15 protein-coding genes are annotated in these 17,312 nt (G+C 44.0%); 13 read left to right on the top strand and 2 right to left on the bottom strand.

Annotated elements, in window-relative coordinates; genetic code table 11:
* Positions 1–11: 11 nt before the first annotated feature.
* The 4 genes from nirD (at position 12) to ACOSVQ_RS10160 (ending at position 4,115) form a co-directional block, all read left to right on the top strand.
* Complete coding sequence (nirD, locus tag ACOSVQ_RS10175) at positions 12–335, top strand: nitrite reductase small subunit NirD (RefSeq protein WP_102942203.1); 324 nt, start codon at positions 12–14, stop codon at positions 333–335.
* 134 nt (positions 336–469) lie between these two features.
* Entirely contained in the window at positions 470–1,315 is an 846-nt protein-coding gene (locus tag ACOSVQ_RS10170) for a formate/nitrite transporter family protein (RefSeq protein WP_491982461.1), read from the top strand.
* 257 nt (positions 1,316–1,572) lie between these two features.
* A complete protein-coding gene (cobA, locus tag ACOSVQ_RS10165) occupies positions 1,573–2,343 on the top strand; it encodes a uroporphyrinogen-III C-methyltransferase (protein ID WP_491982460.1) in 771 nt (256 codons plus the stop codon).
* A gap of 635 nt (positions 2,344–2,978) precedes the next feature.
* Complete coding sequence (locus ACOSVQ_RS10160) at positions 2,979–4,115, top strand: enolase C-terminal domain-like protein (protein WP_491982459.1); 1,137 nt, start codon at positions 2,979–2,981, stop codon at positions 4,113–4,115.
* A gap of 179 nt (positions 4,116–4,294) precedes the next feature.
* Here the strand turns inward: ACOSVQ_RS10160 and ACOSVQ_RS10155 are convergent, their stop codons facing one another.
* Positions 4,295–4,987, bottom strand: a complete 693-nt coding sequence (locus ACOSVQ_RS10155) for a FadR/GntR family transcriptional regulator (RefSeq protein ID WP_491982458.1) — start codon at positions 4,985–4,987, stop codon at positions 4,295–4,297.
* A 403-nt stretch (positions 4,988–5,390) separates the two neighbouring features.
* On the opposite strand from ACOSVQ_RS10155, the gene ACOSVQ_RS10150 reads away from it, so the two are divergent.
* The 6 genes from ACOSVQ_RS10150 to ACOSVQ_RS10125 all read left to right on the top strand — a co-directional run bounded on the left by ACOSVQ_RS10150 (position 5,391) and on the right by ACOSVQ_RS10125 (position 11,284).
* Positions 5,391–7,004 (top strand): ABC transporter substrate-binding protein, encoded by a 1,614-nt coding sequence (locus tag ACOSVQ_RS10150; RefSeq protein ID WP_491982457.1) that lies wholly within the window; start codon positions 5,391–5,393, stop codon positions 7,002–7,004.
* Between the two features lie 60 nt (positions 7,005–7,064).
* Entirely contained in the window at positions 7,065–8,099 is a 1,035-nt protein-coding gene (locus tag ACOSVQ_RS10145; RefSeq protein ID WP_165314133.1) for an ABC transporter permease, read from the top strand.
* Positions 8,099–9,040: an ABC transporter permease gene (locus ACOSVQ_RS10140; protein ID WP_491982456.1), complete on the top strand. Its 942-nt coding sequence runs from the start codon at positions 8,099–8,101 to the stop codon at positions 9,038–9,040. The genes ACOSVQ_RS10145 and ACOSVQ_RS10140 overlap by 1 nt, the downstream gene beginning before the upstream one ends.
* Entirely contained in the window at positions 9,040–9,879 is an 840-nt protein-coding gene (locus tag ACOSVQ_RS10135; RefSeq protein ID WP_491982455.1) for an ABC transporter ATP-binding protein, read from the top strand. Before ACOSVQ_RS10140 ends, ACOSVQ_RS10135 begins: the two co-directional genes overlap by 1 nt.
* A gap of 11 nt (positions 9,880–9,890) precedes the next feature.
* The gene (locus ACOSVQ_RS10130) at positions 9,891–10,676 is read left to right on the top strand and encodes an ABC transporter ATP-binding protein (protein WP_491982454.1); all 786 of its coding nucleotides are present in this window, start codon (positions 9,891–9,893) and stop codon (positions 10,674–10,676) included.
* Between the two features lie 161 nt (positions 10,677–10,837).
* Positions 10,838–11,284 (top strand): GNAT family N-acetyltransferase, encoded by a 447-nt coding sequence (locus ACOSVQ_RS10125; protein WP_491982453.1) that lies wholly within the window; start codon positions 10,838–10,840, stop codon positions 11,282–11,284.
* Positions 11,285–11,332: 48 nt separating this feature from the next.
* Here ACOSVQ_RS10125 and ACOSVQ_RS10120 read toward each other — a convergent pair whose 3' ends face one another.
* Positions 11,333–13,144, bottom strand: a complete 1,812-nt coding sequence (locus ACOSVQ_RS10120) for an amidohydrolase (protein WP_491982452.1) — start codon at positions 13,142–13,144, stop codon at positions 11,333–11,335.
* 208 nt (positions 13,145–13,352) lie between these two features.
* Between ACOSVQ_RS10120 and ACOSVQ_RS10115 the strand changes: the two genes are divergently transcribed.
* The 3 genes from ACOSVQ_RS10115 to ACOSVQ_RS10105 all read left to right on the top strand — a co-directional run bounded on the left by ACOSVQ_RS10115 (position 13,353) and on the right by ACOSVQ_RS10105 (position 16,891).
* Positions 13,353–14,105: an SDR family oxidoreductase gene (locus ACOSVQ_RS10115; protein WP_491982451.1), complete on the top strand. Its 753-nt coding sequence runs from the start codon at positions 13,353–13,355 to the stop codon at positions 14,103–14,105.
* Between the two features lie 406 nt (positions 14,106–14,511).
* Positions 14,512–16,071 carry an AbgT family transporter gene (locus tag ACOSVQ_RS10110; protein ID WP_491982450.1) on the top strand — a complete coding sequence of 520 codons (1,560 nt, stop codon included), beginning with the start codon at positions 14,512–14,514 and terminating at the stop codon, positions 16,069–16,071.
* 247 nt (positions 16,072–16,318) lie between these two features.
* Positions 16,319–16,891 (top strand): NADPH-dependent FMN reductase, encoded by a 573-nt coding sequence (locus ACOSVQ_RS10105; protein WP_491982449.1) that lies wholly within the window; start codon positions 16,319–16,321, stop codon positions 16,889–16,891.
* Positions 16,892–17,312 lie beyond the last annotated feature (421 nt).

Genomic DNA, 17,312 nt, shown 5'->3' with positions numbered 1-17,312 from the left:
GAAGGTTGGATATGTCATTTGAAAAAATTTGCCAAATCAGCGACATCATTCCGGGTACTGGTGTTTGTGCTCTGGTTAACGGTGAGCAAGTAGCGGTGTTTCGTCCTACTGATGCGGAAGAAGTGTTTGCTATCAGCAACACAGATCCGTTTTACCAATCGAACGTGCTGTCTCGCGGTTTGATTTGCGAACATAAAGGCGAGCTTTGGGTTGCAAGCCCACTGAAAAAGCAGCGCTTCAACTTGGCGACTGGTATGTGCATGGAAGATGAACGTTTTAGCGTGAAGTCTTACCAAGCACGAGTCACCAAAGGCGAAGTTGAAATCGCAGCCTAACTGATTGATGCCCCTCTCAATGGGAGGGGCAGATTCAATAGGCAAAGGCTTTAGTCGCGAATCCGTTTGAAAGCCTTTCTCTATTTAATCTTCCGTTTTACACATTTTTATATTTTAAATTTTAGGAGATCCACATGTCTGCATTAAAACCTGTAGAGTTTGTCCAAACCATGATCGACATTGGTGAGGCAAAAGTAAAAACCAGCACTCGTGACCTTATTTTACGTGGCATGATGGCAGGTGTGATTCTATCGTTAGCCGTAGTAGTGGCGATTACGACTATAGTTCAAACAGGCATGGGCGTTGTCGGCGCACTCGTGTTCCCAGTGGGCTTCTGTATTCTGAGCCTAATGGGCTATGACCTAGTTACAGGCGTGTTTGGCATTGCACCACTGGCTAAATTTGAAAACCGTCCGGGTATCACTTGGGGGCGCGTTCTTCGTTGTTGGGGTCTGGTTGGTTTCGGTAACCTTGTTGGCTCATTGATTGTGGCTGGTTTGATCGCTCTCTCTTTAACTATGAACTTTAGCGTAGAACCAAATGCCGTTGGTCAAAAATTCATTGCGGTTGCAACTGCACGTACAGTAGGTTTTGAAAACCTAGGTGCTGATGGTTGGATTACCTGTTTTGTGCGCGGTATCCTTTGTAACCTAATGGTGTGTCTAGGTGTTATCGGTAATATGAGCTCTCGCTCTGTTGCTGGCAAAATCGCAGCAATGTGGTTACCAATCTTCATATTCTTCGCATTGGTATTTGAACACGCAGTAGTAAACATGTTCCTGTTCCCACTAGGTATGATGTTAGGTGCGGATTTCGGCGTGGCAACTTGGTTGAACTTCAACCTAATCCCAACCATTCTTGGCAACATCGTGGGCGGTCTAGTATTTACTTGTATTCCTCTATACCTAACTCACGCGAAAACAGCGCCAGCGTTAAGTGCAGAAACTGAAGTAAACGCTGAAGTAGCACTAATCAAATAATCAATTAAGGCTCCGTCATGCAGGTGATGGAGCTTTATTAAATCTGAATAGTTTTGGCTATATACTCTTCCTACTTGAAGCTGCAGCGGTGTTGGTTACGTTCGCTCACCCCAATCACATAGTTTATCTATGCTCATGGGGATTCACTCACTTGCCGCCTACCTGCAACTCCAAGTAGTTTGAGTATAAAAAGCAGTGACTTGCATAACCGATGAGTGCTTCTCTTTATATCCAAATTTGAAATGACGGGCGTTGCTATGAATTCTGATATCGCTGTGAACAACCATGACATGAAAGCGGGATTTGTTTCTCTTGTTGGGGCAGGGCCGGGAGACCCAGATCTGCTTACCATGAAGGGGTATCGGGTCATTCAACAGGCAGAAGTTGTTGTGTATGACCGTTTGGTATCAGAGCAAATTCTCGCTCTAGCGGATGCGGATGCAGAGCTTATTTACGTCGGAAAAAAGCTCGATTTTCACTGCGTACCTCAAGAGCAAATCAATCAAATTTTGGTACAGAAAGCGCAGGAAGGTAAACGTGTTGTGCGTTTAAAAGGCGGTGACTCGTTTATCTTTGGCCGCGGTGGGGAAGAGTTAGAAGAGCTTGCCGAATATGGCGTTGCCTATGAAGTTGTTCCTGGAATAACCGCTGCGGCTGGAGCAACCGCTTATGCTGGCATACCACTTACTCATAGAGATCATGCGCAAAGCGTTCAATTTATTACGGGACATGTGCAAAAAAATGGTCGTGAAATTGAATGGCAATCTTTGGCGCAATCAAATAACACTCTCGTGTTCTACATGGGTTTGAAGCAAAGCGGCCACATCATGGATAACCTGATTGCTCATGGCTTAGATCCACGGATCTCGTGCGCAATTATTGAAAATGGTACACGACCAGAGCAGCGTGTATTCCAAGGTAAGTTGAACGAACTGGCACTGCTCGCAGCGCAAGCACAAAGCCCAGCTCTGATTGTGGTTGGTAGCGTTACTGAATTGCACAATAAACTGGATTGGTTCAACAAATAAAGCCTTTAAAGATGCTCACGCGATTGCCATGTGACAATCGCGTGAGCTTTATTCTCAACTCGCCTTTTCGCCCGACTTAGTAAAGACATTAATCTTCATAACCTACATCTCTTCATTCTGACTTTATCTCAAAGTGCATAAAGACCACCCAATTATTGACGTTCAAGGCTAGTAGTCAGTTCTTCTCCAATTATTTCTAACATAACTCTTCTATGCTCTGACGAGACTAGTACCATCGTTTTGTAAATTCACCGTTGTAATACAAGTAGTGTTTTTATGCGTAATTAAACATTAAAAATAATTGTGATATATGTCATGGCTTAATAGTTTGGAAACTGAAACTGGTACAAACCTAGCAAAATTGAGATTTAGTCGTCATTTATTGCTATTTTTATCTGGTAAATTTGTTTCATTATTTCAATGTAACATGTATGACAAGTTGTTTTATTGAGTGGTTTTTACTGAGCGAAAAGGGTTTTTCTTTACTTCAGTGAAATCTCATCAGACAAAGCGGGTTTTCATATCTATGGGACAGAGCAAGCGACGCTGAAATGGTAAGCGAATAAGACGCAGCCTTGTGAAAGCGACGAAGTATTCAATATTTAGTGTGATAACAATAACTGATGAGGTAGCTCATGTTTCGCTACAATTTCGACGAAAAGTTGTGTTTCAGCAAAGCGATATATTACGAATTTGATCCGATCTCCTTACCACGAATATTCCAAGATGGTACAGGTGGTCTAGGAAAATATGCTCCAGAGCGAGGTTGTATCGAGCTATATGATACAGAAGGCTTTGTGGCTCATTATTTGGCGATTGATAAAACCTTCATCAACACCATTCTTCCTCTTATCCTGACTGGCGAAACTCGTTCCTTTAACGAATGGCGCGAATTCCTATATTGGAAGGTAAGAAATCACGGCTGTCAGAGTGAAAAGGCGGTGTGTCTAGGGAAAATGGATACACTAATGTTGGATCTTCTCGCGCAACGTAAAAACATGCCACTGCATCGCTTCTTAGGAGCGACCAAAGATTGGGCGAACGCTTATAAAGGTGGCGGTTCAATACTATTGGAAGATTCTGAACTGGTAGACGACATGCAACGCTATGTTGATGAAGGCTATAAAACCGTGAAGTTCAAAGTCGGCAGCGATGATATGGAACGAGATTTACGCCGCATCGATAAAGTTCGCACGGCTGTTGGACCGGAGATTGAGCTTGCAGTGGATGCCAATCAGAAATGGGATGTGGCGACGGCTGCGAAATTTGCTGAACTTACCGAATCTTTCAATCTTGCATGGCTTGAAGAGCCGATTCACGCCAATGATATGAATGGCATTCGTGAGCTAAAAGAGATGGGCTTTAAAGTTCCTATCGCCTTTGGTGAATCAATGCGTATCAGCTATGAGTTTGAAATCTACGCTGAGAAGGGTGTTGATGTGTTGCAGCCTTCGGTTGGTCGCATGACTCGAATTGATGATCTCATTGCGATTCGCGATCTTGCTCGCGAGAAAGGTCTGCGCTTTATGTCTGGTGGCCGAGTTTATCTGTGTGCTCTGTTTGGTACATTGTTTAATGACGATGAATTGATTGAGTTCCACGAACCTATTAGTAAACCAGTCTGTGAATACGCTTTGAATATTCCACAAGAGCGCAATGGGCGTTTTTATCTACCGACCGATATGCCAGGAAACCCACAGCGCCTTAATTTAGAGAAGTTGGAAAGAGAAGGGTTACTGAAATCCAAGCAGTACTTCTACGCCAATAAGTAACACGTTAATAAGCAGCTTTTGCTTTGGAAAGTACGTCTGCTTTGGAAAGCGTTAGCAACGAAAAAGCTTATCTTGAGAAAGATAAGCTTTTGTTGTTTTGGTATCGAGAAGATGTTGGACGGCGTGTGTTAGGTCAGCATACACACGCAACATGAACGAACATGAACGCTAAGTGATACTCAGTGATTGATTCTTGCTGTTAAACGTTCACGAGTTCCTGACAAGTGTAGTCTCATTGCTGCACGCGCAGCATCAGGGTCGCCTTTTTCTATCGCATGGCAGATTTGTTCATGTTCTTTGAACGCTTGCATCTTACGAGTTACGGGAGCAATAGAGGTGTTTTTCTTATGGCTTGCCAAGGTGTTGTCTATGTACTTGAGCAGACCAAGGAAATGTGGGTTTTTAGACGCCATTGCTATCGCATAGTGGAAGTTGCGGTCGGCTTGAAGCTGATCTTTGTCTTCATTAATTAAGCTTTCCATTTCACCAATGGCTGATTTGATTCGTTCAAGATCTTTATCTGTTCGGTATTTGGCTGCCATCAATGCAGTTTCGGCTTCGATAGCAATGCGAAGGTCAAGAATATAGCCTAGTTCATCTGCGGTCGATGCACCTGAGTGTTTCAACTGAAAGAGATCTTGAGAAGGCTTACTTAGGACAAATGCACCTTTACCTTGTTTGGTTTCAATAAGGTTACTGGCGCGTAGATTCGCAATCGCTTCACGAATAACAGTACGGCTTACTCCAAACAATTCAATCAGTTCATGCTCTGTTGGAAGCTTGTCACCTGCCTGATATTTCCCATTATCAATGTCGTTGATAATTTCTTGTACGACTTGAGTTGATAAACGTCCGCTACGTTGTACTACCATCTCAATTTCTCCTTCATATTTGTCTTGTATAAGTTGTATTACAAGTTTGCGCATATAGTCAATTTATTATTCCATTAAAATTGTGATACATATCATGAGTATTTATTTTGACTAGTAAATAAACTGTGAAGCTAGCTATTTTTAGATTCAGTCGTCATTTATTTATATTCTTGTTTGCTAAATTTGATACATAAACAAGATGAAAGATGTATTACAAGTTGTCCTTTGACTGGTTTAAGAACTTGTTTTTAGTAAACACATTTTTATCTTTGGATTGATTTAATAAGCCCGATTTAGGTGAAGACATTAATTTTGCTTACATCGAAGAAAATACAACGAACGAATTCCAATAAAACCAAACGTTCAAAATTAAAAAACTAATCCATAACGTGGAGAAACAAGAATGCGAAACAAAAAAACTCTCGCAGTATTGATTGCTGGTGCTCTGTTTGCTGCTTCACCTTTGATGAGTACTGCTGAGGCTGCTACGCCGAAAGACCAGCTCATCATAGGTATGAGTATGAACAACATGCTGACCTTCGATCCTGCTGCGCTGACGGGTAACGATGCAATGGACGTTGTTTCTAACACCTACGAAGCATTGGTTGAGTTAGATCCTGTTGAAAAATCCAAACTGCTGCCAGCGTTAGCAGAGAGCTGGACTTACAGTGATGACGGTAAAAAAATCACCTTTAAGCTACGTAAAGGTGTGAAGTTCCAGTCTGGCAACAATTTCACAGCTAAAGATGTGGCTTGGTCATGGGCGCGTACGGTTAAGTTAAATTTGGCTCAGGCTTCTTACTGGAAAACCTACGGTTTTAAAGCGGACAACATTGATTCATTGGTTAACGTGGTTGATGATTACACCATTGAGCTGAATACCCCTGAACGCCTTGATCCAAAATTGGTGATGTATACGTTAGCGAGTTCAGCTGGCGCACTTATTATCGACAGTGAGCTTGCGAAGAAACACGTCGTAAATGATGACTATGCTCGTGACTGGCTGAACTCCCACAGTGCAGGTTCTGGTCCATATGATATCGCTCAGTGGCGTGTAAATGATGTGATCATCATGAACCGTAATAGCAGCTATTGGCGAGGTGAACCTAAGATGCGCCGAGTGATGATCCGTCATATGACCGAATCTCAAAGTTTGCGTTTAATGGTTAAACAAGGCGATATCGATATTGCGAAAGGCCTATCGGTCGCTGACGTTAACGCTCTTAAAAGCGAGAGCGAAGTGAAAGTTGAAGAAGTGCAAAAGGGTAACGTTTATTACCTAGCAATGAGCATGAAAGACCAGCACTTTAAGGACAAAAATATACGTGATGCTGTTCGTCATTTGATTGATTATAAAGGCATTAACGACACCATCATGCCTAGCTATGGTGTTTATCATCAGCGTCCAATTCAACTGGGTTTACCTGCAACGCTTGCAGAGCCTGGTTACAAACTTGACGTAGATATGGCGAAGAACTTGTTGAATGAAGCCGGTTATAAAGATGGTTTCAAAACCACCATTCGCGTTCTTGCTGAACCTCCATTCCTACAAATCGCAACGGCAGTACAAGCAACGCTTGCTGAAGCGGGTATCGAAGCTGAACTGTTAACCGGTACCGGTAACCAAGTTTATGGCGCAATGCGTGAACGTCAATTCGAGATGATTGTTGGACGTGGTGGTGGCGGTGCAGAGCCTCATCCACATGCGAACCTACGTTCACTGGCGTACAACCCTGATAACCGTGACGAAGCAAAACTCACTAACTTCCAAGGTTGGAGAACATCGTTCCATAGCGAAGAGATGAACAATCTTATCGAACAAGCCGCAGGCGAAATGGATGAACAGAAGCAAATTGAGCTTTACCAAAAAGCACAAAATCTCTATGCAGATTTGGTAGCGCCGATTCAGCCTATTTCACAAGTTGTAGAGTCAGTGGTGGTACGTTCTGATCTTCGTGATTATGTTCCTCATCCTTCTTATACGACTCATCTTCGAGATGTGTACAAAGCACGTTAATCATGATGAAACACTGGCTGCCAATCAGTGCAGCCAGTGTAAAGCGTAAAGGATTTAATTATGGTAAATGCTATACCCTTGCGGATGGATAATCTTGCAGCAATCGGCAGAAAGCTCGTAACTATTGCTATTACTTTGCTCGGATTACTCACACTTACCTTTTTAATTGGTCGTGTTATGCCGGTTGACCCTGTGTTGTCAATTGTTGGACCTGATGCAGACCATGAAACTTACATGCAGGTATACAAACAGTTAGGTTTGGACTTGCCACTTTGGAAACAATATTTAATTTACGTTAACGACCTACTGCATGGTGACCTTGGTCGTGCTGCAATGACAGGTCAGCCGGTAAGCGAAGAGATTGCTCGCGTATTACCTGCAACTGTCGAACTCGGCACATTCGCCATCATCATTGGTACTGGTTGTGGTATTCCGCTTGGTGTTTATGCAGCATCACAACGTGGTCGCTTAGGTGATTACATTGTGCGTGTAATGAGTTTGACCGGTTATTCCGTGCCTATTTTCTGGTTCGGTATGATGGGTTTATTGATTTTCTACGCATGGCTCGGTTGGGTTGGTGGCGCAGGTCGTGTTGACCTTTACTTTGATGGTTTAGTTGAACCAAAAACAGGTTTGCTACTGGTCGATTCAGCAATGGCTGGAGAGTGGGAAGTGTTTCGCAGTGCATTATCGCACCTAATTTTACCTGCTTGTATTCTGGGCATGCACTCCATGGCTTATATCAGCCGCATGACACGTAGCTTTATGCTGGCGCAACTTTCTCAGGAATACATCATTACTGCTCGTGTTAAAGGTCTTTCTGCTCGTGCTGTTCTTTGGGGACACGCGTTCATGAACATTCGTGTTCAGTTACTGACTATCGTCGCTTTGGCATACGGCACCATGTTGGAAGGTGCGGTACTGATTGAAACAGTATTTGCGTGGCCGGGATTTGGTCAATACCTCACACACAGCCTACTACGTGGTGACATGAATGCTGTAATGGGCTGTGTTCTGATTGTCGGCATGATTTTCATCACGCTGAACTTGATTGCAGATGCTCTTTATAAAGTGTTTGACCCGAGGACCCGATAATGAGTGAGACAACTGTGGTTTCTACAAATAAAATGGCTTCGACAACAGAAAAGACTTCAACAGCGAAAGCAGCCGCTGCACCGAATTCTCGTTATCACGCGTCGCTAGAAAATGCGAAGCGCACAGCGAGAAGAATACTGGCAAACCCGCTTACCATGGGTGGTATTGTCGTGGTGTGTTGTTTGATGCTGATTGCGATTTTTGCCCCTTGGCTCAGTCACTACGACCCAACGGTTCAGGACTTAACCAACGCGATGAAAGCACCTAGTGGTGCGCACTGGTTTGGTACTGATGAATATGGTCGAGACATCTACAGCCGAATCGTTTGGGGTTCACGTGTAACGTTATACGTAGTGTTCTTAGTAACTGTCATCATCGGCCCTGTTGGGCTGGCGGTCGGGGTAATTTCTGGTTACTTCGGCGGTATTGTTGACACCATTTTCATGCGCATAACTGACATCTTTATTTCATTCCCAAGCCTTGTATTGGCGCTCGCTTTCGTGGCGGCTTTAGGTCCGGGTCTAGACCACGCGATTATCGCTATTGCCTTAACAGCTTGGCCGCCGATTGCTCGTCTAGCTCGTGCAGAAACAATGACATTGCGTAATGCCGATTACATCATGGCAGTGAGACTGACGGGCGCATCAACGCCACGAATCATCATTCGCCACATCGTTCCTATGTGTTTGTCTTCAGTGATTATCCGTCTGACATTCAACATGGCGGGCATCATCTTAACGGCTGCGGGTCTAGGCTTCTTGGGTCTTGGTGCTCAACCGCCAATTCCAGAGTGGGGTGCAATGATCTCTTCTGGACGCCGCTACATGCTTGAATGCTGGTGGATGGTTGCCTTCCCAGGTATGGCAATCATGATGGTTTCGCTAGCGTTTAACTTATTAGGTGATGGTCTACGCGACGCACTGGATCCACGAGGTGAATAATGAATAATCCATTAATTGAAGTTGAAAACTTACGTATCCAGTTCAAAAACGACGGCAAACTGACTGATGCAGTACGCAACGTTAGCTTTACATTGGGGAAAGAAAAACTGGGTATTGTGGGCGAGTCGGGTTCTGGTAAATCGACGGTGGGTCGCTCACTGCTAAAGCTTCATCCACGCAGTGCATCTGTTACAGCCGATACCATGCGTTTTAAAGATCTAGACTTGTTGACGGCAACAGAAGACCAAATGCAAAAGGTTCGTGGCAATCGCATCTCGATGATTTTGCAAGACCCTAAATACTCGTTAAATCCAGTAGTGACAGTTGGTAAGCAGATTTCTGAAGCGTTTTTGGTGCACACCAAAGTATCCAAAGCTGAAGCGAAGGAGCGTACTTTAGCTATGCTAAATGCGGTAAAAATCCGCGACCCGAAACGCGTTTATGATCTTTACCCACACGAGATTTCAGGTGGTATGGGACAGCGCATCATGATCGCTATGATGATGATTCCAGAGCCGGAGATCATTATTGCTGACGAGCCCACTTCCGCGCTTGATGTATCAGTGCGATTACAAGTTCTTGCGGTATTAGATGATTTGGTTCAGGAACGTGGCTTGGGACTTATCTTTATTAGTCATGACTTAAACTTAGTGCGCAGCTTCTGCGACCGAGTATTAGTGATGTATGCGGGACGAGTGGTAGAAAGCATTGCTGCGAAAGATCTCGATAATGCTAAACATCCTTACACACAAGGGTTGCTGGCATCATTGCCGAGTTTAGATAACCGACGTGATGTGTTGCCTGTTCTGCAACGTTCACCAGCATGGCTAGAAGCATAAGGAGTTAAGTTATGTCGATGATAGAAGTGCATGATTTGAACCTCAGCTTCGGTGAAAGAGAAGCTGCAACTCAGGTTCTAAAAAACATCAATTTGGCAGTAGAAGAAAATGAATCATTTGGGCTCGTGGGCGAATCGGGCTCGGGCAAAACCACGATATTGAAATGCTTGGCAGGGATATTTAATCACTGGACTGGGCATCTGGAAATCGACGGTTTTACGCTAGAGAAAAAGTTGCAAAAAGCACGTTGCCGAAACATTCAAATGGTGTTCCAAGATCCGTATGGTTCTTTGCACCCCCTACACACAGTGGAATCGACCTTGAAAGAGCCACTTACCATTCATGGTATGGATCGTAAGGATGAGCGTATCAACGAGATTTTACTTAAAGTGGGTCTGAATGCAGACTTTCGTTATCGCTATCCGCATCAGTTGTCCGGTGGGCAGCGTCAACGTGTTGCGATTGCGAGGGCATTGATTCTAGAGCCTAAGATTCTGCTGCTGGATGAACCAACATCTGCGCTTGATGTGTCTGTGCAGGCAGAGATTTTGAACCTTCTTGCCCAGCTTCGAGTGTCTGAAAATCTGACCTATTTGTTAGTAAGCCATGATTTGGCTGTGGTCGCGCACCTTTGCAGTAAAATTGCCGTGATGCAAAACGGTGAAATACTTGAAACGCTGCAAAGTGGCGACTTGGTCATGACACCAGAAAACCACCCTTACACAAGGATGCTGGTGGAAGCGAGCCATCAATATTCTCGCGATATGGCAAGCGCTGCTGCGTTGGTTACTGACTAACCAAGGATTTAATAAAAGTAGTTGATAAGTGAAAGTGAACTTTGCCCGCAGCCAAAACTGTGGGCTTTTTTGCAAGCGGCAAAGCCGCTCGTTGCTAGGTGTTCTCTTAGATGTCATTCTGTATTTGCTCGCGGTATGGATTACAAAGGATACGAAAAGAGATGAGCTTTGAGCATAAAAGAGTAGATCCTACTCATGCAGATTTTGTGGCGTTAGTTACTGAGCTAAATGCTTCTCTTGTTAGTGTCACTAATGACTCAGGTGAAAGCTCTTTTTCAGCCGAAGAATTCGACATTGAATCAGACGGTTGCATCGTTGTTTATGCTGAACAGATACCTGTTGCCTGTGGAGTTTTTCGTAGACAGATTGAGGGCGTTTGCGAGATCAAACGGATGTATTCAAAACGCTCTGGCGCCGGGAGTTATCTGCTAAGCAAGTTGGAGACTTATGCTACCGTTAAAGGTTATCGCAAAGCTGTGCTTTCCACGCGGCGTGTCAACGTAAAGGCGGTGGGGTTTTATCAACGAAATTCGTATTTTGAGTCAGAACCGTATGGCAAATATGTTGGAGTAGACAGGTCAATTTGTATGAGCAAAAAACTGCCGTAACTAGCGCAGATAGGGGATGTTTCCTATCTGCACTAGAAGTACTAGGCGTTAATGCGAGTGGTGGAGCATGCCTGCCGAAATCATTGCAGTGGTTGCAATGGCTTGGCAGCGAGCGGAGTCAATACAACCCCCTGTTTCTTTATTGGCTGTTGATTGCTCATCACGTTTATAAACGGTTTGACCTTCTTTAATGGTTTCCAGTATATCAATATCGGCCAATGTTTCAGGTGCGACTTTAAGTGGGTTGGCAGACAGAATGGCGAAGTCAGCCAGCTTTCCTACTTCCAAAGAGCCTTTATTCTTCTCTTCTTTGTATTGAGTGGCCGCCCACAATGTTTGTGCTTTTAGCCCATCAATCGCTGATACCTTCTGTTTTGGTCCTAATACTCTTCCTGTTCTACTGATACGATTCACTGTCGCAGAGTAAACACGCATTGAGTTTGGTAAGGCTACTGGTGAATCGTGATGTGAGGTGTAAATCATCCCTAAGTCGCGAGCCCAACCCGTCGGCGATATGTTTTGTGCGCGCTCACCACCTAGAACTGAATCCATGTGCCAGTCCCCCCAGTAGAAGGTGTGCATTGGAAAGAATGATGGGAACACCCCCAAGCGTTTGAATGTTTCAACTTGGTTTTTGCGGGCGGTTTGAGCATGAATAGCAACAAAACCACGATCTGGTATGCCATGTTTTTTCTCACTGGCTTCAATACCTTTTAGCAACTGGTCAATAGCAGCATCACCATTGACATGCGTTAAGAGCTGCCAACCTTTGGTTTGTGCTAGCTCTATATAATCAGCGGCTTTTTCATCGGTCATGCTTGGATAACCTTTGTAGCCTTCTTTTTGCCCAACGGGTGGAACTAAATAAGGCTTGGTGAGCCACGCTGTTTTACCCTGAGGAGAGCCATCGAGATTGAGTTTAGCGCCTGCAACTCGGAAGCCGTTATTGTATTGGCTTGAATAGTAAGGTGGTTTAATAAAATCCTGAGCAACCTGAATGTCTGCATAAGCGGCGACATCAATAGGTAACTTACTTTGCTGTGCAAGGTTATACATGGTCTGCACTGATGAGCCTGTCGCTCGTCCTTCCTGTGCAGTGGTGTAACCAAAACTAGAGTAGAGCTTCATGCCTGCTCTAAAAATCGCTTCGTTTTCTTTCTCATTGAGTTTTGAAAATAGCGGTATGAGAACGCCAAAGAATGCCGTTTCTTCTAATACGCCATTGGGCGTTTTACCGTCTTTCTCACGGCGGATATTTCCGCCTTCTGGATTTTTGCTCTCAGAAGTGAAACCTGCGAGCTGTAACGCTTTGCTGTTGAGAGTCGCTAAGTGCCCTGACTGATGAATCACCAACACAGGAATGTCTTTAGAAACTACGTCCAACTCCTGACGAGTAGGGTGGCGCTGCTCGGCTAATTGAGAATCGTCATAGCCGAAACCAAGGATAATCCCGTGACGACTGTTTTCAGGCTTACTCACCCAAGATTTAAGTGCTGCCTGTAATGATGCAATATCTTTCACATTACCATCTGGTGCTGCTAACAAGTTTGCAGATAGAGCCTGAATTCCGGTATTAAACACATGCCCATGTCCATCGATGAAGCCGGGAATCAGTGTTTTACCATTCAGATTTATCACTTTGGTGTTGCTGTCACGCAGCTTCATGACGTCTGATTCTTTACCAACGGCGAGAATTCTTCCGTTCTTTTCCGCCAACGCTTCAGCGGTTGGTGCGGTGTCATTTACGGTAACAATATCACCACCAATATAGATGGTTTGAGCATAAGGTTTTGTCGGACTAGTGGCTTGAGCGACAGCGCTGACGCTCAGGCAAGCGACAGCAAAAGGCAGGAACTTCATTAGGTTACTCCTAGCAATAGTGACGTATTTCAATTAATCAGTTTTAAGACAGTATAGGTATGGAAATGGTACGTAGAGTGCGCATTATTCCATTTGTTGCATTTAAGTGGGGTTCGAAAGCAAAAAGTTTGAGCCGCTCCGTAATTAAGTTGCTGTACTGTAAGATAACTATTCATAACTAGAGAACGTCAGACAACAAGGAAGCAGAATGAATTCACGAAAAGTTGCGATTATCACCGGTGGTGGTCGAGGTATTGGTGCAGAAACAGCAAAGCTCTTTTCTCGCCAAGGTTATGCGGTGTGTATCAACTACAAATCCAATGCCGATGCGGCGGCAAGCGTTGTGGAAGAGATAGTGGCACTTGGTGGTCAATGTATAGCGGTACAGGCTGATGTATCTCAGGAGGCAGATGTAATGCGACTATTTGAAACCGTGGATAAGCAATTGGGTTCAATTACTGCGCTTGTTAACAATGCTGGGATTTTGAAAAAGCAGATGCGTCTGGATGATATGAGCGCTGAGAGAATCAATACTATCCTCAGTAACAATGTCACCAGCTATTTTCTCTGTTGCCGAGAAGCCGTAAAACGCATGTCTACCCATCATGGTGGGCAAGGTGGCGTTATTGTGAATGTCTCATCAACTGCTTCCCGTTCTGGTTCTCCAAATGAGTACATTGATTACGCTGCATCGAAAGGCGCAATTGATACGTTGACGAAAGGTTTGTCCCTTGAGGTAGCAGCAGAGGGCATTCGTGTTAACTGCGTCCGTCCCGGATTAATTCATACTGACATGCATGCTGATGGTGGTGAGCCCGAACGTATTGAAAGATTGAGATCCAGAATTCCGCTGCAACGTGGTGGTTTGCCCGAAGAAGTCGCTGAAGCCATCTACTGGTTAGCTTCAGATAAATCTTCATTTTCTACTGGCAATTTTTTGGATCTTGCCGGTGGTTTGTAAGTGTTTAAGCGTTTCCTACAGGCAATTTGGATTGAACTTGTCGATAGGTTAGAAATGTTTGGTTTTAATGTAGAGAGATAGCAAATGTTAACAGCGTTATAAAATCAGATAGATAACCGTTATCTATTTAGCTGAGAGATATTCGTTTAGTCATGGTTATTTTTTAAGTTATATGGCTAGCTGTTGCATATCGGTTTTGCAGTTGTTTTAACTTTCGATCCGCTTTTGTGTGTTATTTGTTGCACATTATTTATGTTCCATTGAAATATGTATCTAAGTATTTCTATATGTATAGTGTCTTGTGCTTTTGTATGGCTGATTTAATAGAATCAAACGTTGAAAAATGGGCTGAAATAATAATTTTTAGAAAGCCTTTGGAACCAACATCTTTGATTATGGAGTTACGATGAGTAACCAAGCATTAAATCAAGCGACATCACCGAAGCCGAGCGGTATGGATCGTTTTCTTAATTTCATTGAACGGGCAGGAAACAAAATCCCTGATCCGGCCATTCTTTTCTTCTGGGCTCTCGTTATTACTTGGGTAGCATCTGCACTGTTATCAAACGTTTCGTTTGACCTTGTAAACCCAAGAACTGGCGAAGCGCTGGTCATTAAAAATTTGCTAACTGGTGAGTCACTAGCGAACTTTCTTGCGAGTATGGTGACAACGTTCACTGGCTTTGCACCGCTAGGCATCGTGTTGGTTGCGATGTTAGGTGTGGGTGTGGCTGATTCTTCTGGCTTCATCACTACTGGTCTGAAGAAGATGTTGAACTTCACGCCAGCGAAGCTATTAACGCCAATGCTGATTTTGGTGGCGATTGTGTCGCACACCGCAGCTGATGCTGGTTACGTACTGGTTATTCCTCTTGGTGGTATTATTTTCCACGCAGCGGGTCGTCATCCTTTAGCTGGTATTGCAGCGGCATTTGCTGGTGTTTCTGGTGGCTTCTCTGCGAACTTTATCCCTTCTGGTATCGATCCATTGTTAGCAGGTTTCACTCAGACAGCGGCTCAGGTTCTTGACCCTGAATACGTAGTTAACCCTCTAGCGAACATCATCTTTACTGGTCTTTCTTCTGTTGTTGTTATTGCTATTGGTTGGTACGTAACAGAGAAAATCATCGAGCCACGTTTGGCAAACACGCCAATTGATGAAGATGCAGAAAAAGCGCCGGATCTTGCGTCTTTCACTGAGCTAGAATCAAAAGCTTTCCGTTACGCAGGTTGGGCAATGGTTGCTGGTATCGTGCTTCTTGTTGCTGCGCTAATGCCTGAAGACTCAGCACTACGCTCTCCAGATGGTCAGATTACTGCGTTTTCAGCGCCAATCATGAAGTCGATTGTGCCGTTGATCTTTATCCTGTTCATCATTCCAGGTTATGTCTACGGTCGCGTTTCTGGCACATTTAAAACCAGCAATGACATCATCAAAGCGATGGCAACGACTATGTCTACCATGGGTGCATACATCGTAATGTCGTTCTTCTGTGCTCAGTTTCTATCGGTTTTCGCTCAATCAAACATCGGTACTATGCTAGCGCTGTACGGTGCTGAAGGTTTGAAAGCAATGAACCTTCCGGGTGAAGCAACAATCGTGGGTATGATCCTGCTAACTGCCTCAGTTAACCTAATCATCGGTTCTGCGTCTGCGAAATGGGCATTGATTGGTCCAATCCTAGTGCCAATGCTGATGGCTGTGGGCATCTCACCTGAGCTTTCTCAAGCGGCTTACCGTGTTGGTGATTCGGTATCTAACATCATTTCGCCTCTGATGGTGTTCTTCCCACTGGTAGTGGTTTACTGCCAACGTTACGTGAAGTCTACCGGTATCGGTACTCTGGCTTCACTGATGATGCCATTCTCTATAGCGATGCTGATTGGTTGGACTGTGTTCTTACTTGCTTACTGGGCGGTAGGTATTCCACTAGGTATCCAAGCACCATACGAATACGTAATGTAATTGCATTACGTAACCAAAAGCCTGCCAATTTTCGAGCAGGCTTTTTTGTGTCTTTTCGACGATAGATATGTCAGAAAACCAACCTATTATCTTCCATTGCTTTGTTTAAAATCGCTAAGTCGAGAGTGTCCATAATCAAAGTATGCTTAAGAAGTGAACTACACTGTAGAAGACATAAAACAGTGGTCACATGCTTCTCACCACGCACTTCCATGCTAAGCAGAAAGCAAAGTAGGAGATTAATGGTATGGCAAAGTACAAAGTCGGCTACTTCGTCGGTAGCTTGTCCTCCAATTCTATCAATAGGTTGTTAGCAAAAGCGCTGGCACGCCTTTCACCGCCTGAACTCGAGCTAATTGAAATTCCGATTAAAGATCTACCTTTATATAGTCCAGACTATGATGCGGATTTTCCAGCCGTCGCTCTGGAATTCAAGAAAGCTATAGCTGCAATGGACGGTGTGTTGTTTGTTACCCCAGAATACAACCGTTCGATTCCCGGCGGTTTAAAGAATGCTATTGACTGGGCGAGTCGTCCTTGGGGGCAGAATTCCTTCACAGGTATACCGTCAGCGGTTATTGGTACTTCTCCAGGTTCTATTGGTACTGCTGTTGCTCAGCAAAGCTTACGGGGTGTGCTCTGTTTTTGTAATTCACCACTGATGAATACGGTCGAAGCGTATATTCAGTTTAAGCCGGGCCTCATCACTGAAGACGGCAAAGTGACAGATGAAGGGACGGAGAAGTTCCTGACCAATTACATGTCTGAACTGCACGCGTTTATTGTTCGTGTACTCACCGTATTGCCGCGCTCGAAATAAAGTCTGTTGGTCAGATATCGATTGTAATAGGTTGATATCTGACTATGTTTGAGAACAACAAGAGTCTTTTTCTCTCCTTTCAGTTTGCGTCAAAACGCATTCTTGCTACGTCTAAACTACCTGCGCCAAACTGGTTATTGTTTAACCTAAATTAGTGCAAATACTCTGAAAGGAGTGAGGGGGTTTGTCAGTCAAATAGTGTTCCAAATAATTCTAGTCGTATTTCCATGCTTGATATTATCCAGTTAAATCATGTGGTTATATTTTGTTGTTTCTACTTTTCTTAATCTAAGTCACTAAATTGTATAAATAAAATACAAATTGGCGTGGCTTTTGCCTTGTTCACCAATTAAGTGCTCAGACTGACTGTTTATAGAACATTAAAAATACAACAGCAGATACATCAGTCTTCAAATGGAAA

The organism is Vibrio sp. HM8-C, assembly GCF_058630515.1.
This window is presented reverse-complemented; position numbering and strand designations above follow the sequence as displayed.

Coding starts and splice junctions, on each gene's coding strand:
- nirD (WP_102942203.1), top strand. CDS start 12: ATGTCATTTGAAAAAATTTGCCAAATCAGCGACATCATTCCGGGTACT.
- ACOSVQ_RS10170 (WP_491982461.1), top strand. CDS start 470: ATGTCTGCATTAAAACCTGTAGAGTTTGTCCAAACCATGATCGACATT.
- cobA (WP_491982460.1), top strand. CDS start 1,573: ATGAATTCTGATATCGCTGTGAACAACCATGACATGAAAGCGGGATTT.
- ACOSVQ_RS10160 (WP_491982459.1), top strand. CDS start 2,979: ATGTTTCGCTACAATTTCGACGAAAAGTTGTGTTTCAGCAAAGCGATA.
- ACOSVQ_RS10155 (WP_491982458.1), bottom strand. CDS start 4,987: ATGGTAGTACAACGTAGCGGACGTTTATCAACTCAAGTCGTACAAGAA.
- ACOSVQ_RS10150 (WP_491982457.1), top strand. CDS start 5,391: ATGCGAAACAAAAAAACTCTCGCAGTATTGATTGCTGGTGCTCTGTTT.
- ACOSVQ_RS10145 (WP_165314133.1), top strand. CDS start 7,065: ATGGTAAATGCTATACCCTTGCGGATGGATAATCTTGCAGCAATCGGC.
- ACOSVQ_RS10140 (WP_491982456.1), top strand. CDS start 8,099: ATGAGTGAGACAACTGTGGTTTCTACAAATAAAATGGCTTCGACAACA.
- ACOSVQ_RS10135 (WP_491982455.1), top strand. CDS start 9,040: ATGAATAATCCATTAATTGAAGTTGAAAACTTACGTATCCAGTTCAAA.
- ACOSVQ_RS10130 (WP_491982454.1), top strand. CDS start 9,891: ATGTCGATGATAGAAGTGCATGATTTGAACCTCAGCTTCGGTGAAAGA.
- ACOSVQ_RS10125 (WP_491982453.1), top strand. CDS start 10,838: ATGAGCTTTGAGCATAAAAGAGTAGATCCTACTCATGCAGATTTTGTG.
- ACOSVQ_RS10120 (WP_491982452.1), bottom strand. CDS start 13,144: ATGAAGTTCCTGCCTTTTGCTGTCGCTTGCCTGAGCGTCAGCGCTGTC.
- ACOSVQ_RS10115 (WP_491982451.1), top strand. CDS start 13,353: ATGAATTCACGAAAAGTTGCGATTATCACCGGTGGTGGTCGAGGTATT.
- ACOSVQ_RS10110 (WP_491982450.1), top strand. CDS start 14,512: ATGAGTAACCAAGCATTAAATCAAGCGACATCACCGAAGCCGAGCGGT.
- ACOSVQ_RS10105 (WP_491982449.1), top strand. CDS start 16,319: ATGGCAAAGTACAAAGTCGGCTACTTCGTCGGTAGCTTGTCCTCCAAT.